The organism is Sphaerospermopsis kisseleviana CS-549 (assembly GCF_028329225.1).
Taxonomy (GTDB): domain Bacteria; phylum Cyanobacteriota; class Cyanobacteriia; order Cyanobacteriales; family Nostocaceae; genus Sphaerospermopsis; species Sphaerospermopsis kisseleviana.
On sequence record NZ_JAQMTI010000043.1, the window covers coordinates 23,449 to 41,568 of the forward strand.

General features: G+C 38.6%; 15 protein-coding genes and 3 pseudogenes. 9 read left to right on the forward strand and 9 right to left on the reverse strand.

Annotated features, from left to right (window positions below):
• Positions 1-148: 148 nt before the first annotated feature.
• The 3 genes and pseudogenes from PN497_RS03235 to PN497_RS03245 form a co-directional block, all read right to left on the reverse strand.
• On the reverse strand, positions 149-853 hold the full coding sequence (locus PN497_RS03235; RefSeq protein ID WP_096567906.1) for a Uma2 family endonuclease: 705 nt from the start codon (positions 851-853) through the stop codon (positions 149-151).
• 35 nt (positions 854-888) lie between these two features.
• Positions 889-1,617: pseudogene (locus PN497_RS03240) on the reverse strand (Uma2 family endonuclease).
• A 75-nt stretch (positions 1,618-1,692) separates the two neighbouring features.
• Positions 1,693-2,500, reverse strand: a pseudogene (locus PN497_RS03245) (Rpn family recombination-promoting nuclease/putative transposase).
• Between the two features lie 219 nt (positions 2,501-2,719).
• Between PN497_RS03245 and petP the strand changes: the two are divergent.
• The 5 genes and pseudogenes from petP to PN497_RS03270 form a co-directional block, all read left to right on the forward strand.
• A complete protein-coding gene (petP, locus tag PN497_RS03250) occupies positions 2,720-2,911 on the forward strand; it encodes a cytochrome b6f subunit PetP (RefSeq protein ID WP_096567904.1) in 192 nt (63 codons plus the stop codon).
• A 69-nt stretch (positions 2,912-2,980) separates the two neighbouring features.
• Positions 2,981-4,081 (forward strand): Get3/ArsA fold putative tail anchor-mediating ATPase NosAFP, encoded by a 1,101-nt coding sequence (locus PN497_RS03255; RefSeq protein WP_096567902.1) that lies wholly within the window; start codon positions 2,981-2,983, stop codon positions 4,079-4,081.
• Positions 4,082-4,197: 116 nt separating this feature from the next.
• Complete coding sequence (gene chlG, locus PN497_RS03260; protein ID WP_096567900.1) at positions 4,198-5,232, forward strand: chlorophyll synthase ChlG; 1,035 nt, start codon at positions 4,198-4,200, stop codon at positions 5,230-5,232.
• Between the two features lie 181 nt (positions 5,233-5,413).
• Entirely contained in the window at positions 5,414-5,707 is a 294-nt protein-coding gene (locus PN497_RS03265) for a hypothetical protein (protein ID WP_096567898.1), read from the forward strand.
• A 201-nt stretch (positions 5,708-5,908) separates the two neighbouring features.
• Positions 5,909-6,097 (forward strand): annotated as a pseudogene (locus PN497_RS03270) (protoglobin domain-containing protein); the annotation flags it as partial.
• Between the two features lie 192 nt (positions 6,098-6,289).
• Here PN497_RS03270 and PN497_RS03275 read toward each other — a convergent pair.
• From PN497_RS03275 to PN497_RS03290, 4 genes are all read right to left on the reverse strand, one after another.
• A complete protein-coding gene (locus PN497_RS03275; protein ID WP_096567896.1) occupies positions 6,290-7,243 on the reverse strand; it encodes an MDR/zinc-dependent alcohol dehydrogenase-like family protein in 954 nt (317 codons plus the stop codon).
• A 57-nt stretch (positions 7,244-7,300) separates the two neighbouring features.
• Complete coding sequence (locus tag PN497_RS03280; protein ID WP_096572670.1) at positions 7,301-7,906, reverse strand: hypothetical protein; 606 nt, start codon at positions 7,904-7,906, stop codon at positions 7,301-7,303.
• Positions 7,907-8,087: 181 nt separating this feature from the next.
• The gene (locus PN497_RS03285; RefSeq protein WP_096567894.1) at positions 8,088-8,894 is read right to left on the reverse strand and encodes an inositol monophosphatase family protein; all 807 of its coding nucleotides are present in this window, start codon (positions 8,892-8,894) and stop codon (positions 8,088-8,090) included.
• A gap of 268 nt (positions 8,895-9,162) precedes the next feature.
• A complete protein-coding gene (locus tag PN497_RS03290; RefSeq protein ID WP_096567892.1) occupies positions 9,163-10,590 on the reverse strand; it encodes a BCD family MFS transporter in 1,428 nt (475 codons plus the stop codon).
• Positions 10,591-10,844: 254 nt separating this feature from the next.
• Here PN497_RS03290 and PN497_RS03295 point away from each other — a divergent pair, with 254 nt between their 5' ends.
• Together PN497_RS03295 and PN497_RS03300 are read left to right on the forward strand one after the other, a co-directional pair.
• Positions 10,845-11,789, forward strand: a complete 945-nt coding sequence (locus tag PN497_RS03295; protein WP_096567890.1) for an aldo/keto reductase — start codon at positions 10,845-10,847, stop codon at positions 11,787-11,789.
• Positions 11,790-11,801: 12 nt separating this feature from the next.
• On the forward strand, positions 11,802-11,936 hold the full coding sequence (locus PN497_RS03300) for a hypothetical protein (RefSeq protein ID WP_272109595.1): 135 nt from the start codon (positions 11,802-11,804) through the stop codon (positions 11,934-11,936).
• Here PN497_RS03300 and PN497_RS03305 read toward each other — a convergent pair.
• Together PN497_RS03305 and rimO are read right to left on the reverse strand one after the other, a co-directional pair.
• Positions 11,910-13,472 carry a DEAD/DEAH box helicase gene (locus PN497_RS03305; RefSeq protein WP_096572669.1) on the reverse strand — a complete coding sequence of 521 codons (1,563 nt, stop codon included), beginning with the start codon at positions 13,470-13,472 and terminating at the stop codon, positions 11,910-11,912. The genes PN497_RS03300 and PN497_RS03305 overlap by 27 nt on opposite strands.
• A gap of 289 nt (positions 13,473-13,761) precedes the next feature.
• On the reverse strand, positions 13,762-15,090 hold the full coding sequence (gene rimO, locus PN497_RS03310) for a 30S ribosomal protein S12 methylthiotransferase RimO (protein WP_096567888.1): 1,329 nt from the start codon (positions 15,088-15,090) through the stop codon (positions 13,762-13,764).
• 822 nt (positions 15,091-15,912) lie between these two features.
• Here rimO and btpA point away from each other — a divergent pair.
• Together btpA and PN497_RS03320 are read left to right on the forward strand one after the other, a co-directional pair.
• Positions 15,913-16,761, forward strand: a complete 849-nt coding sequence (gene btpA / locus PN497_RS03315; RefSeq protein ID WP_096567886.1) for a photosystem I biogenesis protein BtpA — start codon at positions 15,913-15,915, stop codon at positions 16,759-16,761.
• Positions 16,762-16,932: 171 nt separating this feature from the next.
• Complete coding sequence (locus tag PN497_RS03320; protein WP_096567882.1) at positions 16,933-17,925, forward strand: vitamin K epoxide reductase family protein; 993 nt, start codon at positions 16,933-16,935, stop codon at positions 17,923-17,925.
• Positions 17,926-18,120: the final 195 nt, after the last annotated feature.

Genomic DNA, 18,120 nt, shown 5'->3' on the forward strand with positions numbered 1-18,120 from the left:
AAATATCCCCAACTCCTTGGAAAAGTCAGGGATATACAGCAGAAGTCAGGAGTCAGGAGTGAAACAGGCTTTGTGTATAGGTTTCAATTTTGATTCTGTACCTCATTGATCTGCAATCTGCTGTATTTACTGAGAAAGATTACTTTCATTACAAACTATCAGGTTCTATACCTAATTCTCTGAGCTTTTGAGCTAAAATAGCAGCTTTATTCTCAGCTTTATCTGCTCTTTGACGCTCAATTTCAACTTTTCTAATTTCTTCTAAATTCGCCTCTTCAGGTGTGGGTATTAATTTTCCTTCAACGCTAAAATACCTCAATTTATTTTCCCAAATTCCTAAATACAATCCTAATTCTTGACTCCAATACCAGCCATTTTCAGAAGGGTTGATTTTTTCATATTCACTTCCTGCTAATCGCCAACCCACTAATTCTAATGTCGTAGGTGAAAACCAAAAATATTCAGGTGTGTGAAATTGATTTGCATATAACTGTTTTTTCAAACCCTTGTCTACTTTGGCTGTAGAATCAGAAAGTAATTCAATGATTAAATTGGGATATTTGCCGTTTTCTTCCCATATTACCCAGGAAGCACGAGGACGTTTTTCAGTATTTTTTACAAGAAAAAAGTCGGGTCCTCTAAAGTCTCGATTTTTTAACTGTTGTCGGCTATAGTAAATGGTGAGATTTGCACCAATGAAAAAATCTTCTCTATCTCTCCACAACCATTCTAAACAAGTTACTAATATTAATAGTTGTGTATAGTGTAAGGAGCTTTCCATTTCTGGTTCATCGCTAAGTAGTTCAGTGCAATCTGGCATTAATGCTTCTATTTCTTGTGCGGTTAAGGCCATAGATTTTAGGTTGATAATTTGGTATTGTTCGTTGATTATAAGGTATCAGGATCTATTCCCAAAGAGCGCAATTTTTCTGCTAATTTATCTGCCCGTTGGCGTTCACTTTCTGCTTTTTCTGCTAATGTTGGCAACCAACCATTATTGTTATACCAACGTAACCATAAACCCTCTGTATTTTGATAATTTCCTTGCCATAAACCTAAACCCATTTTTATTTCTTCTAACCAAAAATGGTTATCTGATAAATTGACAGGTTCATATCAAGTACCATTGAGTTTAAAACTACGGAAATTATTTTCATACCTATCATAAATCACATAGTAAGGGATACGCAAAATTTGTTGATATACTTCCCATTTTGTGGGCGGTTTATTCACTTCTCTGAGAGTTTGTCCTAAGTCTTCTTGTTCTGTTCCTGGTGAGAGTAATTCTACTACCAAAAACGGATCAATTCCTTCTTGCCAAACTACATAACTTAAACGTAAATCTTCCTGTTGTTTAGTATTGGTAACTCCCAGTACCATATACCAATCAGGGCGTTTATACCAACTAGGATGACGTGGATCATAATATAGATTTAAGTCACTAGCTAGTAAAATTTCTGAGGTTTGATAATTGGTCGGTTGACAAGTTTCTGTCAGTAAATCCGCTTGTATACAATGAAATTCGTCCGGCAACCCTGATTCTCCTATTAATTCACTAGGTAAATCATACATTGTGGGCATGGTTTCTTTGGGTGAAGGTGGATGATTTTGATACATTTTTTATTACCTCATCAGGGCGTATTCATTGAATACACCCTCAGAAAATTAATTATTTAGTAAGCAGTAAAACTCTTAAAGTTCTCGTTCTAAATCTTGAACTTGTGCCAAAGATAATTCTGTAACTTCAGCAATTTGCTCTAAACTCATGCCAATTCTTAATAACTTTAAAGCTAATTTTTTGGTTGCTTCCGTTATCCCTTCTTGTTTACCTTCCTGTCTTCCCTCTGCTAATGCTTCTTGATAAACTCTGGTTTGTTTTAAATCACTTAACCCTAACATGGCTTCTATCTCCTCGCGGCTTTTTTGGGGTAATTTATAGACGATAATTGTCTCAATTAGTTTGATCAGATCCCGTTTACTGGTGGTATCATTAATTTGTTGGTTGGCTTGGGCAATTAACTGTTTTGCTAATTCTGGTGCTGTCTGTTCTGTTTCTATTACTAGTTTAACAACTCCTACCCCTAAAGAAGTTTCTCCTAACTCATCTAAGTAAATGCGTTTGACTCGCTCCAATAGCAAGATTTCACCAAATTGTACAGGCTGTTCTCTTTCTATGGTACGACTAGGATAGATTAGGATAGATAATGACAACCTGCCAAGGATGGGGCGGTTTGTATTGTTTTAAGTAGAGGCAAAGTTCTGCAAATAGCCGATAATATAAATCATCGTCTGGTTGAAATTGTACTTCCACTACATAAAATGGTTTTTTGGCATCTTTGGTAGTTGGTAAAAATAATCCATCCAACCGAAAAGCTAGTTGTTTGACTTCACGGGATGTAAATTCATAAGCAACTGCTTCTGTGGGAGATTTGTTAATTAATTCAAAGAAAATGCTCGGAAATTCTTGAAATAAGCTATAGAAAATGGTATCTGTTTTCACGGTAATTGGGTAATTTTATTGTCACTCATTTTAGGATTTATCTAGAATTTATAACATGATTATATATATATGGTTGAAGTATAAAATAAATAAATATATTTAAACATACACAAATGTTAAATCAGATAACTATCAAAGTAACATTTCTGAAAGCTTAACTGCCAACTAAGTCGCAGATTCCGGTACACTGAGATTTGGATTATTGGATTCTAACTAGACATGGAAATCGGACAAAAGGTTAAAGTAGTTCGTTTGCGCGATCGCGTATCTGCTCCTATCGCTCAAAAACTAGGTAAAGTAGGTGTGATAGAAGGTTACAAAGTTACAGATGGTGCTGGTATTGGTGTTGTAGTCAAATTTGATGACAATACCTCCACTTGGTTCTTTGAGGATGAAATTAAAGCCATATAGGTAGATTAGCTGTTTTATTTAAGTGCTAAGTTGGAGTTGAACAAATAGGCGGTAATTGGAAATCACGTAATGGCCTTGATACTGACATTTTTAGGCAAAAACGGCATCGCTCGCAGTAAAATTGCGATCGCCGCAGCCAAGCTATTGGCAAGCCAAGGCAAACGGGTACTTTTAGCAGGATTAGCAGAACCAACGTTGCCAATTTTACTGGAAACTACTCTCTCTCCTGACCCCCAAGAAATCGCTCCCAACTTGCAAGCAGTACAGTTTCAAGCATCTGTACTGCTAGAACGCAACTGGGAAGAAGTAAAAAAACTAGAAGCGCAATATCTCCGTACACCAATTTTAAAAGAGGTCTATGGACAAGAACTGGTAGTGTTACCAGGCATGGATAACGCCCTTGCTCTCAATGCGATTCGTGAATATGATGCCAGTGGCAAATATGACGCGATTATCTATGATGGTGCTGGAGACGCTGCCACCTTGCGGATGTTGGGAATGCCCGAATCTCTTAGCTGGTACGTGCGAAGATTTAGACAATTGTTTGCCAACTCCGATCTAGGTAAAGCAATTTCTGAATCACCCCTCATTCAACCCCTGATTACCAGTTTATTTAATGTTAACTGGACGGCTGATAACTTCTCCCTACCCACTAACCAAGTTAATAATTTTCTTGATCAAGGTAAAGCAGCTTTAGGTGATCCTCAGCGAGTTGCCGCATTTTTAGTCACAACCCCAGATCCCATAGATGTGGTCAGTTCCCGTTATCTTTGGGGTACTGCCCAACAAGTTGGTTTAACTATTGGTGGCGCAATTTTAGTATCTGCTGATCAAAGCACCAATCTATCAGCAGAATTTTCACCCCTACCTATCAGCATAGTTCCTGATGTATCCAACAGTGAATGGCAACCTTTGATAGATGCTTTACCTAACTTTGTCGAGCAAGCATTAAAAGCACCCAAACCAATTGAAATAGACGTACATAATCGCCAAGTACGGCTATTTTTACCAGGTTTTGACAAAAAACAAGTCAAACTCACTCAATCGGGTCCAGAAGTCACAATAGAAGCCGGAGATCATCGCCGTAATATCTTCTTACCCCCTGCCCTCAGTGGTAAACCTGTTACCGGGGCAAAGTTTCAAAATAGTTATTTGATTATTTCTTTTTAGGGACTGGTGACTGGGGACTGGTGACTAGGGACTGGGTAATAACTCTTCTTCTTCCCAATCACCAATCACCAATCACCAATCACCAATCACCAATCACCAATCACCCATTACATCTTATGTCTGAATCAACTCCGATAAATCAAAATTCTCAACCAACTGAGGTTGTAGAAACAACAATTCAGGAAGCTACAAATAAAGAAGATCGTAATGCGAAAACTCGTCAACTTTTGGGAATGAAAGGTGCAGCACCAGGAGAAACATCAATCTGGAAAATCCGTTTACAGTTGATGAAACCTATTACCTGGATTCCCTTAATTTGGGGTGTTGTTTGTGGTGCAGCGTCTTCCGGTAACTATACTTGGACTTTGGAAAATGTCCTAAAAGCAGCCCTTTGTATGTTGCTTTCTGGTCCATTATTAACTGGTTATACCCAAACCATTAATGATTATTATGATCGGGAAATAGACGCTATTAATGAACCTTACCGCCCTATTCCATCGGGGGCAATTTCCGAAAAACAAGTAGTTACCCAATTTGTGCTTTTACTATTATTAGGATATGGTGTAGCCTACACTTTAGATTTATGGGCAGGTCATCCATTTCCTAATATTTTAGGATTGTCGGTTTTTGGTTCTTTTATTGCCTACATTTATTCTGCACCACCATTAAAATTAAAACAAAATGGTTGGTTAGGAAATTATGCTTTAGGTGCAAGTTATATTGCATTACCTTGGTGGGCGGGTCATGCTTTATTTGGTGAGTTAAATTGGAAAATTGTAGTTCTCACCTTATTTTATAGTTTGGCAGGTTTGGGAATTGCGGTTGTTAATGATTTCAAAAGTGTAGAAGGCGATCGCCAACTTGGTTTAAAATCCCTACCAGTTATGTTTGGTGTCCAAACTGCGGCCTTAATTTGTGTAGTCATGATTGACTTATTCCAAGGTTTAGTTGCAGGTTATCTCGTCAGCATCCATGAGAACTTGTACGCCGCAATTTTGGTATTATTAATCATTCCCCAAATCACTTTTCAGGATATGTATTTCTTACGTGATCCTATAGCAAATGATGTCAAATACCAAGCCAGCGCCCAACCTTTCCTAGTATTCGGAATGCTAGTTACAGGTTTAGCATTAGGACACGCAGGAATTTAACAGTTAGCAGGGAACAGGGAACAGGGAACAGAAGGCAAAAGGCAAGAGTTAATATTATCCCCAGTCCCCAGTCCCCAGTCCCCAGTCCCCAGTCACTTTAATATATCTTTAGCAAGAAGTGATCAATGAGGAGTTAGGAGTTATATTAGTTCCTAACTCCTCACTTGTATTGACTATTGCCATGTTAAATTTTGTATCTTTTCTCATTCATGGGATACAGCCATTTTTAATTCCCATTTGTTTTGTCGTCGCTTGGACTACCATAATTATGATGTTGTTGAATTTATGGACAGCGACAAAAGAAACTGTAAAAACAGCCAAAAAAATGCACCAAATTCCCTGTCATAATTGCCAATTTTTTACTAATAATTATCGTCTTAAATGTACTGTAAATCCTTATATTGCGAATACAGAAGAAGCAATAGGTTGTAAAGATCATCAACCCCATAAAAATTTTGATTCTGAAAAATATTAGACAATCAGCAGGTTATTTTTCCCAGATACACTAAAAATATTTGTAACAATTTTTGCCATTTTCACAACTTCCTCAACTTTGTCAGTTAAATTACAACCAGATAAATTACAACCAGACAGTAAAGGCTACTTAAAAACCTATCTGTTTGTAAAGTACGTATTTGTACGTATTTATTGGATAACTTGATAAAGTTTAAAGGATGGAAAAAAACTCAAAGCACAAGAAAAATCCGAGGAATTAAAAGATGCTTTAGGTAAAATTTGCATGATTGACCTAGCATTTATTGAACAATCATATATAGATGTTGCAACAACTGCTGTATTAAGAGAAACTGGTTCGTCAGCAGCTTTATTTAAACGTTTAGTTACCAAAGGTGCAGAATCAATGTGAGATTTTCCTTCAACAATAGACATCTCCAGAAATTAAATATGCGGTTTCCAGAACCCTTGTAGAGAATTTGTATGCAACGTCTCTACATTCTTTTTCGGAGAGGTCTAATAGAAAATTAACATTGGATAATTGACGATTTAAAACTTGAACAACATAATTATCAATTGTCAATTATCAATTATCAATTATCAACTAATTCATCTCTAACAACACCTTTAAAACTCCCTTAGTTTGTGCTTTTGCAAAAGCAGCTAAACCTTCACTCAATGGATAATTTGCTTGAATCAAATATGTAACATCTATCTGATTTGTTGCTAATAATTCCAATGCTGGAGAAAAGGGACCACAACGAGAACCGATCAGGGTGATTTCATCTACCACTAATGAAGACATATCCACACTTAAATCACCAGCGTAGGTACTTTTTAAAACTAGCGTACCTCTAGGACGTAAAGCGCGACGTGCAGTAGCAAAACCTTCAGGATTTCCTGTACAATCTACAGAAATATCAAAACTTCTATCTTTTATATCATCAACTAAACCTGTTTTGATTCCCCTATTTTCTAAATTTTGTAATTTATCTTTGTGTCTTCCAACTACGAATAAATCACAACCAATTAACGCTAAAGTTTGCGCTATTAATTGTCCTAATTTTCCATCTCCTACAACTAAAACTCTATCATCTGGAGTGATTTTTACCTGTTCTTGAATTTCTAAAGCTGCTGCAATAGGTTCAGTAAAAGTTGCTGCATCTGTAGAAACATTTTCTGGCACAAGATGCAGGTTTTTCTCAGGTAAACACAGATATTCAGCAAACGCACCATTTCTATTCACAATACCTAAAACCGTGCGATTTTCACAGTGGGTAGGTTCTCCCCGCAGACAAAACCGACAATAACCACAAGCAGCGTTTATTTCACCAACAACTCTTTTATTTATTAAATGTTCTGAACCTTTTTCTACAATTCCTACAAATTCATGACCTAAAATACCTGCATAGGGATAATAACCTTTGAGTAATTCTAAGTCAGTGTTACAAATACCTGCACGTACAACCTTTACTAAAGCTTCTCCCTTTGGGGGTTGGGGAATGGGAATATCCGTTTTTAATTGTAATTCTTGATTTTCTAACCAAAGTGCTTTCATAATTTGGTAATAGGTAATTGGTAATTGGTAATTGGTAATTGGTAATTAGTTATTTATTCATTGTAAAATACCGATAATTGAACTAACCAAAATATCTACATCTCCAGGAACTTTAAACAAATTAATATCTTGGGTTATTTGTTGTTGACTACTATCGATTTTACCAAATTGCCAAACATTACCAATAGTCACAGCACCATACAAAATACTCTTTTCCTGAATTTGAGATAATGCAATTAATTCCACAGCTAATTGCGTAAAACCTCTAGTCAAATCATCATTTTTAGCTTCTATAACCAAGAAATTATTATTTAACCGTAAAAGATAATCAAAATTCCCGTTTAATTTATTATTAACAGCAAGAGGGTATTCAATTCGCATTTGACAATGACAATAACGAATTACCTCTAATAAAATTGGAGATACTAAAGTTTCCCTTCTTGCAGTTTCATTACTCAAACTAACAAAAGGTAAAATATCCTCTATTCTTTGTTTGAGTGCTGGTAATTCTTGAAATTCCTGCTTGGTTTGTGGTAAAGATAGGTGCGCTTTAATTAGAGTAAAATTAAATTCAGCTAAAATATCATCGGCTTCATAAGGTAACTCAAAATAAGACCGAAAAGTATAAGATTGATCTTCTTGCAAAATCTTCATTTTAGCCATAGCACCCACCTTTTTTATTTTATTATTTCAAATCTTCATTTCTCTGTTTTCTCTGTGTCTCTGTGGTTCGTTATTTCTGATTAGAACTTAGGTAAAATTTAACTAAAAATCTGATTCTTATGTAGGGGTAATTCATGAATTACCCCTACTTTCGTTTTGTGTTGCGTAAGTCCTGCTAATACTACAATTTAACACCTTTAAGAAATGGTGTAAACACAGATTCCACCCTTGGATCACTGACAACCATTGTCGGAAAAGAAATATTACTATAATCAACACCTGCTATTAATGGAAAAGGTTGATCTTTCAAAGATATCCAACAACCACCAGCAGCTTGTAAAATTACCCAAGCACCTGCAATATCCCAAACTTTGGGAGTCGCTTCCACACCTCCCAAAACCGCACCAGTCGCAACAGTTAAAAAGTTATAACTTGCAACTCCTAACATCCGCAACTTACAAGGAAAACCCGGTTGAATAATTCCCGTACTGCGAGAACAAAGATTAAAAAAATGATTTCCACTCGGATCATCCTTACTGGTGTGGATAGGATGGTTATTTAAAAATGCTCCTGTTGGCGTTTGCAAGCCTGATGAACCAGCCCAAAAACCATGAAAGGTTTGATTTAATGGTGGTACATGAACATAACCGAAAATGGGCGTACCTTGATAAAGTAAACCTAAAGAAATTGCCCAGATAGGAATACCCCTGGTAAAATTTGTTGTCCCATCCAAAGGATCAATTACCCAACACCATTCTGTATCAGGAAAAGTTTTATCACTTTCTTCACTTAAAATTCCATAACCTGAAAAAGTAGAAGCTATAGCATCTCTAATTTCTTGATCCGCCCATTTATCAGCTTGAGTAACTAAAGTTCCATCAGCTTTTTGAGATGCTTGAACTTTACCAAAATCCTGCATTAATTGTTTTCCCACTCTGCTTGTAATAGTTTGGGAAAAATCTAAAATCGTATTCCAAAAATCATTCATGTTTAATTCGTAATTCGTAATTCGTAATTATTTATTGGTCATTAGTCATTGGCTAATTATACCTCATCACCAGTCACTAGTCACCAGTCACCGGGAGCATCCCAATTTTGACAAAATAAACGCAGCAACACTAAAAAATCTCTGACAATCTCTTACCTTTGTGTCATTTGCGTCCTTTGCGGTTCAATCATATCAAGTCTTGGAGCATTTTATTTCCCTAGATAAAAATAAATTTACACATTTGGGATGCTCCCCAGTCACCAATCACCTAATCTAAATCACTTTCTAAAACCGAAGCTAAAGCTTGTTTGGTGTTTGTTTGAAATTCTGTCACATTTACCCGGTTTAAAAACGACAGAGAAATGATCATTCCCAAAGCTTCTAAAACAAAAACCATACCATAAGCTAATACTAAATTATTAGTAAACAAATTGCGACCAATATCTAAAACAGTACCACCAATGACTACAGCTATTCCTCTAGATATAGATTGTGCTAATCCCCATGCACCGATAAAAGTACCTGCGGCTTCTGCTACTGTTAAATCTAACATTAAACTGACTGCGCCAGTGGTGACAAAACCGGTAGATAAACCAAATATTACTAAACCAAATTTTAAAAAGTTGGCATTACCAGAAAACCCGGAAAATCCTAATAATAAAGCGGAAAAAGCTACTAAAATACAGCCTAGTTTAATTGTTTTGCGTTTACCTATACGTGGCACAATGAAAAAGCCAGTTACACCATAAGCTATTAAAATTCCCGTACCATAAAAAACATTAAGTTTGGTACTTTCAGCCAAAGGCATTTTAAACACTTCACCCGCATAAGGTTCTAAAATTGGATCTTGCATAAATAAACTAATTGTCATTACCAATAAAAAGGTAAAAAACAAACCTGTTTGCGGACTAGCTGTTAATATTGACCAAGCTGCACCTAAACTAATGCTATCTTCTCGGTTTCCTGGTGTGGAACGTTGATAAAAGCGAGAATATTTTTTTTCTACACCTACAGTAGAAATAATAGAGAAAAGAAATACTACACTAGGAACAATTAGAAATAATCTATTAATGGCAGATTGTAAAGTCTCTAAAGGTGCATTTCCATCCAATTGTTTTAATAAACTAGAACTAACAATTGCTCCTACAACAATACCAACCATTAGCATTGACCAGACAATACCAACAACTTGGGAACGGTTATCTTCTTCGGAAATATCTACTAATAATGCGGCAAATGCAGTACCACTAACACAAATTGCTAAACCATAAATAGCAAAAACTAAACCTAAAACTCCTGTCCAAGCGATCGCTTGAGTTGTCCACACCCAACTATCACCACTGATAGCGTTTAACTGCCAAATTACTTGTACTGCTAAAAAAGCAGCGATCGCAAATATTGCCGCCCCGATCCACACATAAGCTGTACGATGATAACCCAACAACGGTTTAGCATCAGATATCTGTCCAAATAAAATTCGCGTCGGAGAGACAAAAGCAGGTATAGCTAACACTATAGCTACTATTGTCGCCGGAATGGCGATTTCTTGAATCATGACTCGGTTGAGTACCCCCAGAGTCAAAATAGACATCATACTCAACCCCATCTGAAAAAACCCTAACCTAAACATAGTCGGTATGTTGACCTTGGGTACAGCTAAAGAGTCTTGAGAAGTATCGAACATATCACCTGCCATAACTATTTGCTTCTATTGTTCACAGAATTTAATCATCTATATTGTAGGGTGCGTCAGACAGCATAAATGATGCAAACGAGCAAATTTTTCAGGACTTACCCAAAATATCTCTTAAACCCTCTTAACTTCGCGTCCTTTGCGTCCTTTGCGGTTCATTCTCTTATGACCTATGCGTCACCGCTTCACTTCCCAGGTTAAAAGAAAACGTTAAACTAAAACTGTAAAGAAATGTAAATATAATCTATTTTAGCAAAATGGAAGCGATCGCATTAGGTAAAACTGGCTTAACCGTTCCCCCTTTATGTTTAGGAACTTGGGCTTGGGGTGATAAACTTTTTTGGAACTATGGGGATAATTACGGAGAAGAACAACTGCAAGCAGCTTTTACTACTGCTGTAGATGCAGGTGTCACTTTCTTTGATACTGCGGAAGTTTACGGTTTAGGACTTTCAGAACAGTTTTTAGGCAAGTTCATCAAACAAACATCCCAAAAAGTACAAATTGCTACTAAATTCGGTCCTTTACCTTGGCGTTGGGACGGAAAATCTGTTTCTGAAGCGTTAACAGAAAGTCTAAAACGTCTCCAATTAGAAAGAATAGAATTATACCAAGTTCACTGGCCATTTACATTCTTTCTCTCTCAAGAAACTTTGATGAACACTTTAGCAGATGAGGTACAGAAGGGAAGAATTGGGGCAATAGGTGTCAGTAATTATTCTGCCTCAGAAATGAGAAATGTACACAAAATATTATCCGCAAGGGGAATACCCCTAGCAGTTAACCAGGTGCGTTATTCTCTGTTAACAAGGCAAATTGAAAGCAACGAGATTTTACAGACAGCCCGTGAATTAGGTGTAACAATATTAGCTTATAGTCCCTTAGCTCAGGGATTATTAACAGGTAAATACACCACCTCTTATAAACCCACAGGTGCTAGAAGCATAGACCCGCGATTTAGTCAAGATGGTTTAAATAAAATTGCCCCAGTTTTATCTTTATTGCAAAAAATCGGTAATAAATATGATCGTACCCCTGCCCAAGTAGCCCTTAACTGGTTAATTGCCCAGGGGAACGTGATACCCATTGCGGGAGTCAAAAACCCCGAACAAGTAAAACAGAACGTTGGCGCTTTAGGTTGGAACATGACCAAGGATGAGTTTGACGAAATAGATCAAATTACTCAACCCTGGAAAAATTGAACTTTATTAACTGTGATGGGGAGGTGGGCAGATGGGGAGCAGGGAGAAATTATTTGTATTTTCCCAGTCACCAATCACCAATCACCAATCACCAGTCCCCAATCACCAATCACCAATCACCTACACCTGTTTTTGATTACCTGGTAAAACAGGAGACTCATGACGGTCATAGCGTTCTTGGCGTTCCTTCCGTAATTTGGGTTTGGGTGTAGGCCTTCCTTCATCGCCATTTCTGTCAGACTTAGACCAGGAACGTCCACGATTACCTCCAGAACGCTCGTTGTAGTCACCGCCAAAATTGCGTTCTGAGCGATCGCCATCACGACGTTTGTTGAGTTTGGGTTTGGGAGTAGGTTCTTCATCAGGAACATCTACACCATTTTGCAACCAAGCGGGACGGGTTTGATCGTAAGCCAGTTGTAAAGCTGCTGCTGCGATCGCCTGAGCATCATATTTTTCAGTCAATTCGCTAATAATGGGCAAGAATGAAGCCAACCGTTCACCTGCTAAAGCTTCAGAAACCTGATCTTTCAATTTCTGAATGTGTCGAGCTTCAATTTGCGCTCTGGTAGGAATTGTTAACACCTGCCAGCTTTGACGGTTATGGCGTTCAAATGCCTGTTGCTTACGACGTTCAAATGGTTGTACCAAAGAAATCGCAGTACCTTCTTTACCAGCGCGACCAGTTCTGCCGATCCGGTGCAGGTAGGTTTCTACACTATCAGGCAAGTCAAAGTTAATCACGTGGGAAAGCAGATCCACATCTAAACCCCGTGCCGCAATATCAGTAGCTACCACCCAGCGTACTTGGGCATTACGGAAACGAGTTAATAATCTTTCCCGTGCTTGTTGGGATAAATCACCATGATATTCATCTACACTGTGACCAGCAGCTTGCAATTGATTGGTCAATTCTGCGGCTGTGCGTCTGGTGCGGACAAAGATTAAAGCTGTGTCTGGATCTTCCATTTCCAAAATAGGTTGCAAAGCTTTAGCCTTTGTCCAGTGTCGAGGAATTAGGTAAGCTACTTGGTTGATTTTATTGGGTGCAGCTTTTGGTTGCTCAACGGTGACAGTCACCGGAGAGTTTAAAAACTTATTCACCAACTGGCGAATAGATGGGGGCATAGTTGCCGAGAATAAAGCCGTTTGCCGATCTTCGGGAGCTTGGGACAATATTTTGATGACATCATCAATAAAACCCATGCTCAACATTTCATCGGCTTCATCTAAAACAAACCATTTCACTTGGTCGAGCTTTAAACTACCACGTTCCAACAAGTCTATTACCCGTCCTGGTGTACCGACAACTACATGAACACCACGTTTTAGCTGCATCATTTGTCGGTCAATAGACTGACCACCATAGATAGCCAAAACACGCAAACCATCATCACCCATAAACTGGGAAATGGCATCATGAACCTGCATCGCCAATTCACGAGTCGGTGTTAAAACTAAGGCTTGTACTGCTCTTTTACTTACATCCAATTTTTCCAACATGGGCAAAGAAAAAGCAGCCGTTTTCCCTGTACCTGTTTGGGATTGACCCACTACATCACGACCCGCCAAAAGTTGGGGAATCGCTTGCATTTGAATGTTGGTAGGTGCGGTGAAGCCGATTTTTTCTAATTGTTCAACACGCTCTTGGGAAATGCCTAGTTCTTGAAAGGTAAGATTCATTAATTCTCCTAGATTTTCTTTATTGTGAATTTTGGACTTGTAAGCCGAATACTTAATACCAATTCGTAATATTTCCTTCGGTCCGGTTAGGGATACGTAATTCATAATTTATAATTATGGCAGTCCGACCGAATCTGGGTTTGAGGACTTTAATCAGTCGCCGAATTTTAGAGAATTGGTATATTTTGTAAGTTAGGTAATGGGTAATTCAATTTTGGATTTTGGATTTTGGATTTTGGATTATCCTAAATTGACTGCAATCTAAAATCTAAAATCTAAAATCTAAAATCTAAAATTTTTCACCATTCACCACCTCACCATAGAGGTCGTAGGCATCAGCACTGGTGATTTTGACTGGTACGATTGTTCCTAGTCTGGCTTCGCCTGTAACATAGACTTGACCATCAACTTCTGGGGAAAATCTGGCGGAACGGCCAATTAACTCTCCACTTCCGGGGTTTTCTTGCTCAATCAGGACATCAACTATTTTCCCGACTTCCTCCTGATTTTTACGGAGAGAAATAGGTTGTTGTAATGCCATGATTTGATCGCGTCGTTCTACCATCAATTCTTGTGGTAATTGATTGGGTAGGTTATAAGCTGGTGTTCCTTCTTCTGGAGAAAAGGTGAACACACCAACATGATCAAATTCATGTCGTTCTGTAAACTCTAGTAAATGCTGAAAATGTTCCTCTGTCTCTCCAGGAAAACCAACTATCAATGTCGTTCGCAGCACTGCTGATGGTAAGGCGGTTTTGATGCGCTCAATAATTCCGTCATTGACTCTACCCTGCCAAGGACGATTCATGGCGCGAAGTATCTCTGGATGAGAATGCTGTAACGGCAAATCTAGATAAGGTAGGAAATTAGATGTTTCTTGAATTGCCGCAATTACATCTGGGCTTAGTCCCGTAGGATAAGCATAGTGCATTCTCACCCAGGGTATATCTACTTTCCCCAAGGCACGAATGAGTTCCGCTAACTTTGGTTTACCGTAAATATCTAATCCATAGTTAGTGGTGATTTGGGAAATGAGAATTATCTCTTGTACCCCTTGCGCTGCCAGCTGCTCTGCTTCGGCTACTATTGATTCAATTGTACGCGATCGCTGGTTTCCTCTCAAATGAGGAATTATACAAAATGCACAACGATAATCACATCCTTCGGCAACTCTCAGGTATGCTACTCCTTCGGTTGTTGTCCTGTAGCGTGGTGTGGTTTCATCAGCTATGTAGGTGGGTTCGGAGCTAATTTGTTTAACTCGCTCTCCCTGTTCTACTCGCTCAATCACATTGACTATTTTGTGATAATCTCCTGTGCCAACTACCGCTACTGCTTCTGGCAACTCTTCCAATAATTGTTCTTGAAAATGTTGCGCCATGCAACCAGTAATCACTACTTTTTTATTGGCTTCTGCCAGTTCTACTAATGTTCTTACTGATTCTTCCCTGGCAGCTTCGATAAAACTACAGGTATTTACTATTACATAATCTGCTAACTCTTCATTTGAATCTACACCATAACCTGCTTCTACCAACAGCCCTAACATATGTTCTGTATCTATTCGGTTTTTCTCGCAGCCCAGGTGTGAAATCGCAATCGTTGGCTTGTCACCCATATTTTGAAAAAATCTTCAATTTTTTTCTCTTTTCTTCAAACATTACAAACATTAAACTAGGTGCTTTTTCCCGCACCATAACTAGGATTTTACAGTGACTATTCGCCACTGTCAGCAAATGCCCATTGAAATATAACCCTATTCATGGTTCATGATAGTGGTTATGCTATGATGTCTTTGTTATTTTGTTTCCCAGGGTAAATTTAGGTGTCTTTGGGTAGTTTAGACACTGTTAATATTTTTTAACGATTCGCTTAATGGTATTTTACATTACCCCAGCGTGTGCGTTGTTAATTTACCCATCGGGAAGCCGCCCAAAGGGCTGTTGGTGAGAAGTCGCTACCCTCCGGGAAATCGCTAACGCGACTAAGCCCATAAAGCAGTATTGCTGCCCTACCTTCAGGCTAGTGCTGTAATGTGCTGACAGCTATCAACCTAAACAACGGGAAGCGGCCTTGCGTCTTGTGAGTGGCAAACTCCTCTTGTAGCCATATTTTATCTTAACATATCTTATGAAAGGTTTAACGACAATTTACATCTTCAGCATGAGGAGATTTATTAAATCCTGAATAACACGCCAAAGCATATCAGTATAGCAATCAGCTATCAGCCTTCAGCTATCAGCTTTCAGCTTTCAGTCTGGAGATGAAATACAGAGAATGACAGGACTTGAGCAATAGTTGGCTTTTTTGTATTGGCGTAATTTGTAGCCAATTCAAAATTTTGAATCTTTGTTATTGGTATCATTTAGCTGATTACTGATTACTGATAGCTAAATACTAATTTTTCAACTCTGAACAATGCCATCTTCAAATTAAAGACGTGGACTTATATCAACTATTCAAAACTTGCAAACCGATTATTGGCGTAGTTCATCTGCTACCCTTACCTACCTCAGCCCGTTGGGGAGGTAGCCTGAAAGCGGTAATTGACCGTGCTGAACAAGAAGCTACAGCCCTTGCCAGTGGAGGGGTAGACGGCTTAATTGTAGAAAATTTTTTTGATGCTCCTTTTACTAAAAATCAAGTTGATCCCGCTGTTGTCAGTGCTATGACGGTGGTAGTACAGCGGATACAGAATTTAGTAACTTTACCTGTGGGTTTAAATGTTTTAAGAAATGATGGCAAAAGTGCAATGGCGATCGCCAGTTGTGTAAAAGCCCAATTTATCCGGGTTAATGTCCTCACAGGGGTAATGGCCACTGACCAAGGATTAATTGAAGGGGAGGCACATGAATTACTACGCTATCGTAGAGAATTAGGTTCTGATGTCAAAATTTTGGCTGATGTGCTAGTTAAACACGCCCGTCCTTTAAGTTCTCCTAACCTGACTGTGGCTGTGAAAGACACAATAGAAAGAGGTTTAGCAGATGGGGTAATTTTATCAGGTTGGGCAACTGGTAGCCCTCCCAATTTAGAGGATCTAGAATTAGCTAGTGGTGCGGCTGCTGGTACACCAGTTTTTATCGGTAGCGGTGCTGATTGGGAAAATGTGGGTACGCTAATGCAAGCTGCTGATGGTGTGATTGTTTCCAGTTCTTTAAAACGTCACGGGCAAATTTCCCAACCCATTGATCCAATTCGCGTCAGTCAATTTGTGGAAGCTGCTCATCGCACTTGGAATTCTAAAGGTGAAACTAAATCAAGTTCCTCAGTCAAGTTACATTCTTAGGGACTGGGGACTGGGAAGAAGCAGGTGAGCAGGGAGCAGGGAGCAGGGGGAAATTATTTGTATTTTCCCAATCACCAATCACCAATCACCAATCACCAATCACCAATCACCAATCACCAATCACCAATCACCAATCACCAATCACCAATTACCAATCACCAATCACCAATTATGATTCGTCGTCGTTCTACTCCTTGGATTCATAAATGGTCGCGTCCGTTAATTGGGGCGATCGCCGGATTTGGTATTCTGAATACAGGTTATCTCACCTTTGAAAAGCTCACCGGAGGTAGTCCTCTTTGTACTACTCCTGAAGCTGTAAAAGGTTGTGCTGATGTACTTTCTAGCCCTTGGGGGACTGTTTTTGGTCAACCTTTAGCTTTGTTTGGCTTGCTGGTATACGTGGGTATGTTCGTATTGGCTTTAGCTCCCTTAGCATTAAAATCAGGGGAAAAAGACAAGATCAAAAACGCTAAACAAATAGAATTGCTGACTTGGTGGTTGCTGTTGGTGGGAGCGATCGCCATGACTGTATTTAGTGCATATTTAATGTATGTCCTGGCATTTGAACTCAAAGCTTTATGTTGGTACTGCATCGCTTCGGCTTTGTTTGCTTTGAGTATGCTTACCCTCACGATTTTAGGACGTGATTGGGAAGATATCGGACAAATCTTCTTTACCGCTATTATTGTCGGGATGGTGACGCTAATTGCCACCTTGGGAGTTTATTCTGGTATTAATGCCGATGGCACTGTAGGAGATGCGGATGGTCCTCAGCGAATTTCGGCCTTTGCTCCCAAGGAAAATCCTAACCCTGCATTTGGTTGGGAAATTACTACAACTTCGGGAGAGTCAGAAATTGCTTTAGCAGAACATTTAGTCAAAGTAGGCGCTAAGGAATATGTAGCTTATTGGTGTCCTCATTGCCACGAACAAAAGCTGCTCTTTGGTAAAGAAGCTTATAAGATTATCGACGATAATATAACTGTGGAGTGTGCAGCAGACAGTCCTAAAGGTAAGCCAGCATTGTGTCAAGCTGCAAAAATTCAAGGTTTCCCTTCTTGGGTGATTAATGGTCAAATCTATAGTGGTGTACAAAATTTAAACGAACTTGCCAAAATTACTGGTTATACAGGACCGCAAAACTTCAAGTATTTTCGGTAAACTAGCGCAATAATTCATCTAAAATTTTTCCCTAACTAAGCTTAACGCTAAAGTTAGGGTTAGTAGCTAGTTACTGTTTTCTTAACCAATACTAACAAATACTCACATTTACTGAAAATTTCCTGTCATCTTTTGCTTTGTGACAGAATTACAGTAAAATCACTGTATGCTACTAGGATTCAAAACCCAACTCAA

Bases quoted from the DNA above. Each gene is read 5' to 3' on its own strand.
- PN497_RS03235 (WP_096567906.1), bottom strand. From the start codon at position 853: ATGGCCTTAACCGCACAAGAAATAGAAGCATTAATGCCAGATTGCACT.
- petP (WP_096567904.1), top strand. From the start codon at position 2,720: ATGGAAATCGGACAAAAGGTTAAAGTAGTTCGTTTGCGCGATCGCGTA.
- PN497_RS03255 (WP_096567902.1), top strand. From the start codon at position 2,981: ATGGCCTTGATACTGACATTTTTAGGCAAAAACGGCATCGCTCGCAGT.
- chlG (WP_096567900.1), top strand. From the start codon at position 4,198: ATGTCTGAATCAACTCCGATAAATCAAAATTCTCAACCAACTGAGGTT.
- PN497_RS03265 (WP_096567898.1), top strand. From the start codon at position 5,414: ATGTTAAATTTTGTATCTTTTCTCATTCATGGGATACAGCCATTTTTA.
- PN497_RS03275 (WP_096567896.1), bottom strand. From the start codon at position 7,243: ATGAAAGCACTTTGGTTAGAAAATCAAGAATTACAATTAAAAACGGAT.
- PN497_RS03280 (WP_096572670.1), bottom strand. From the start codon at position 7,906: ATGGCTAAAATGAAGATTTTGCAAGAAGATCAATCTTATACTTTTCGG.
- PN497_RS03285 (WP_096567894.1), bottom strand. From the start codon at position 8,894: ATGAATGATTTTTGGAATACGATTTTAGATTTTTCCCAAACTATTACA.
- PN497_RS03290 (WP_096567892.1), bottom strand. From the start codon at position 10,590: ATGGCAGGTGATATGTTCGATACTTCTCAAGACTCTTTAGCTGTACCC.
- PN497_RS03295 (WP_096567890.1), top strand. From the start codon at position 10,845: ATGGAAGCGATCGCATTAGGTAAAACTGGCTTAACCGTTCCCCCTTTA.
- PN497_RS03305 (WP_096572669.1), bottom strand. From the start codon at position 13,472: ATGAATCTTACCTTTCAAGAACTAGGCATTTCCCAAGAGCGTGTTGAA.
- rimO (WP_096567888.1), bottom strand. From the start codon at position 15,090: ATGGGTGACAAGCCAACGATTGCGATTTCACACCTGGGCTGCGAGAAA.
- PN497_RS03320 (WP_096567882.1), top strand. From the start codon at position 16,933: ATGATTCGTCGTCGTTCTACTCCTTGGATTCATAAATGGTCGCGTCCG.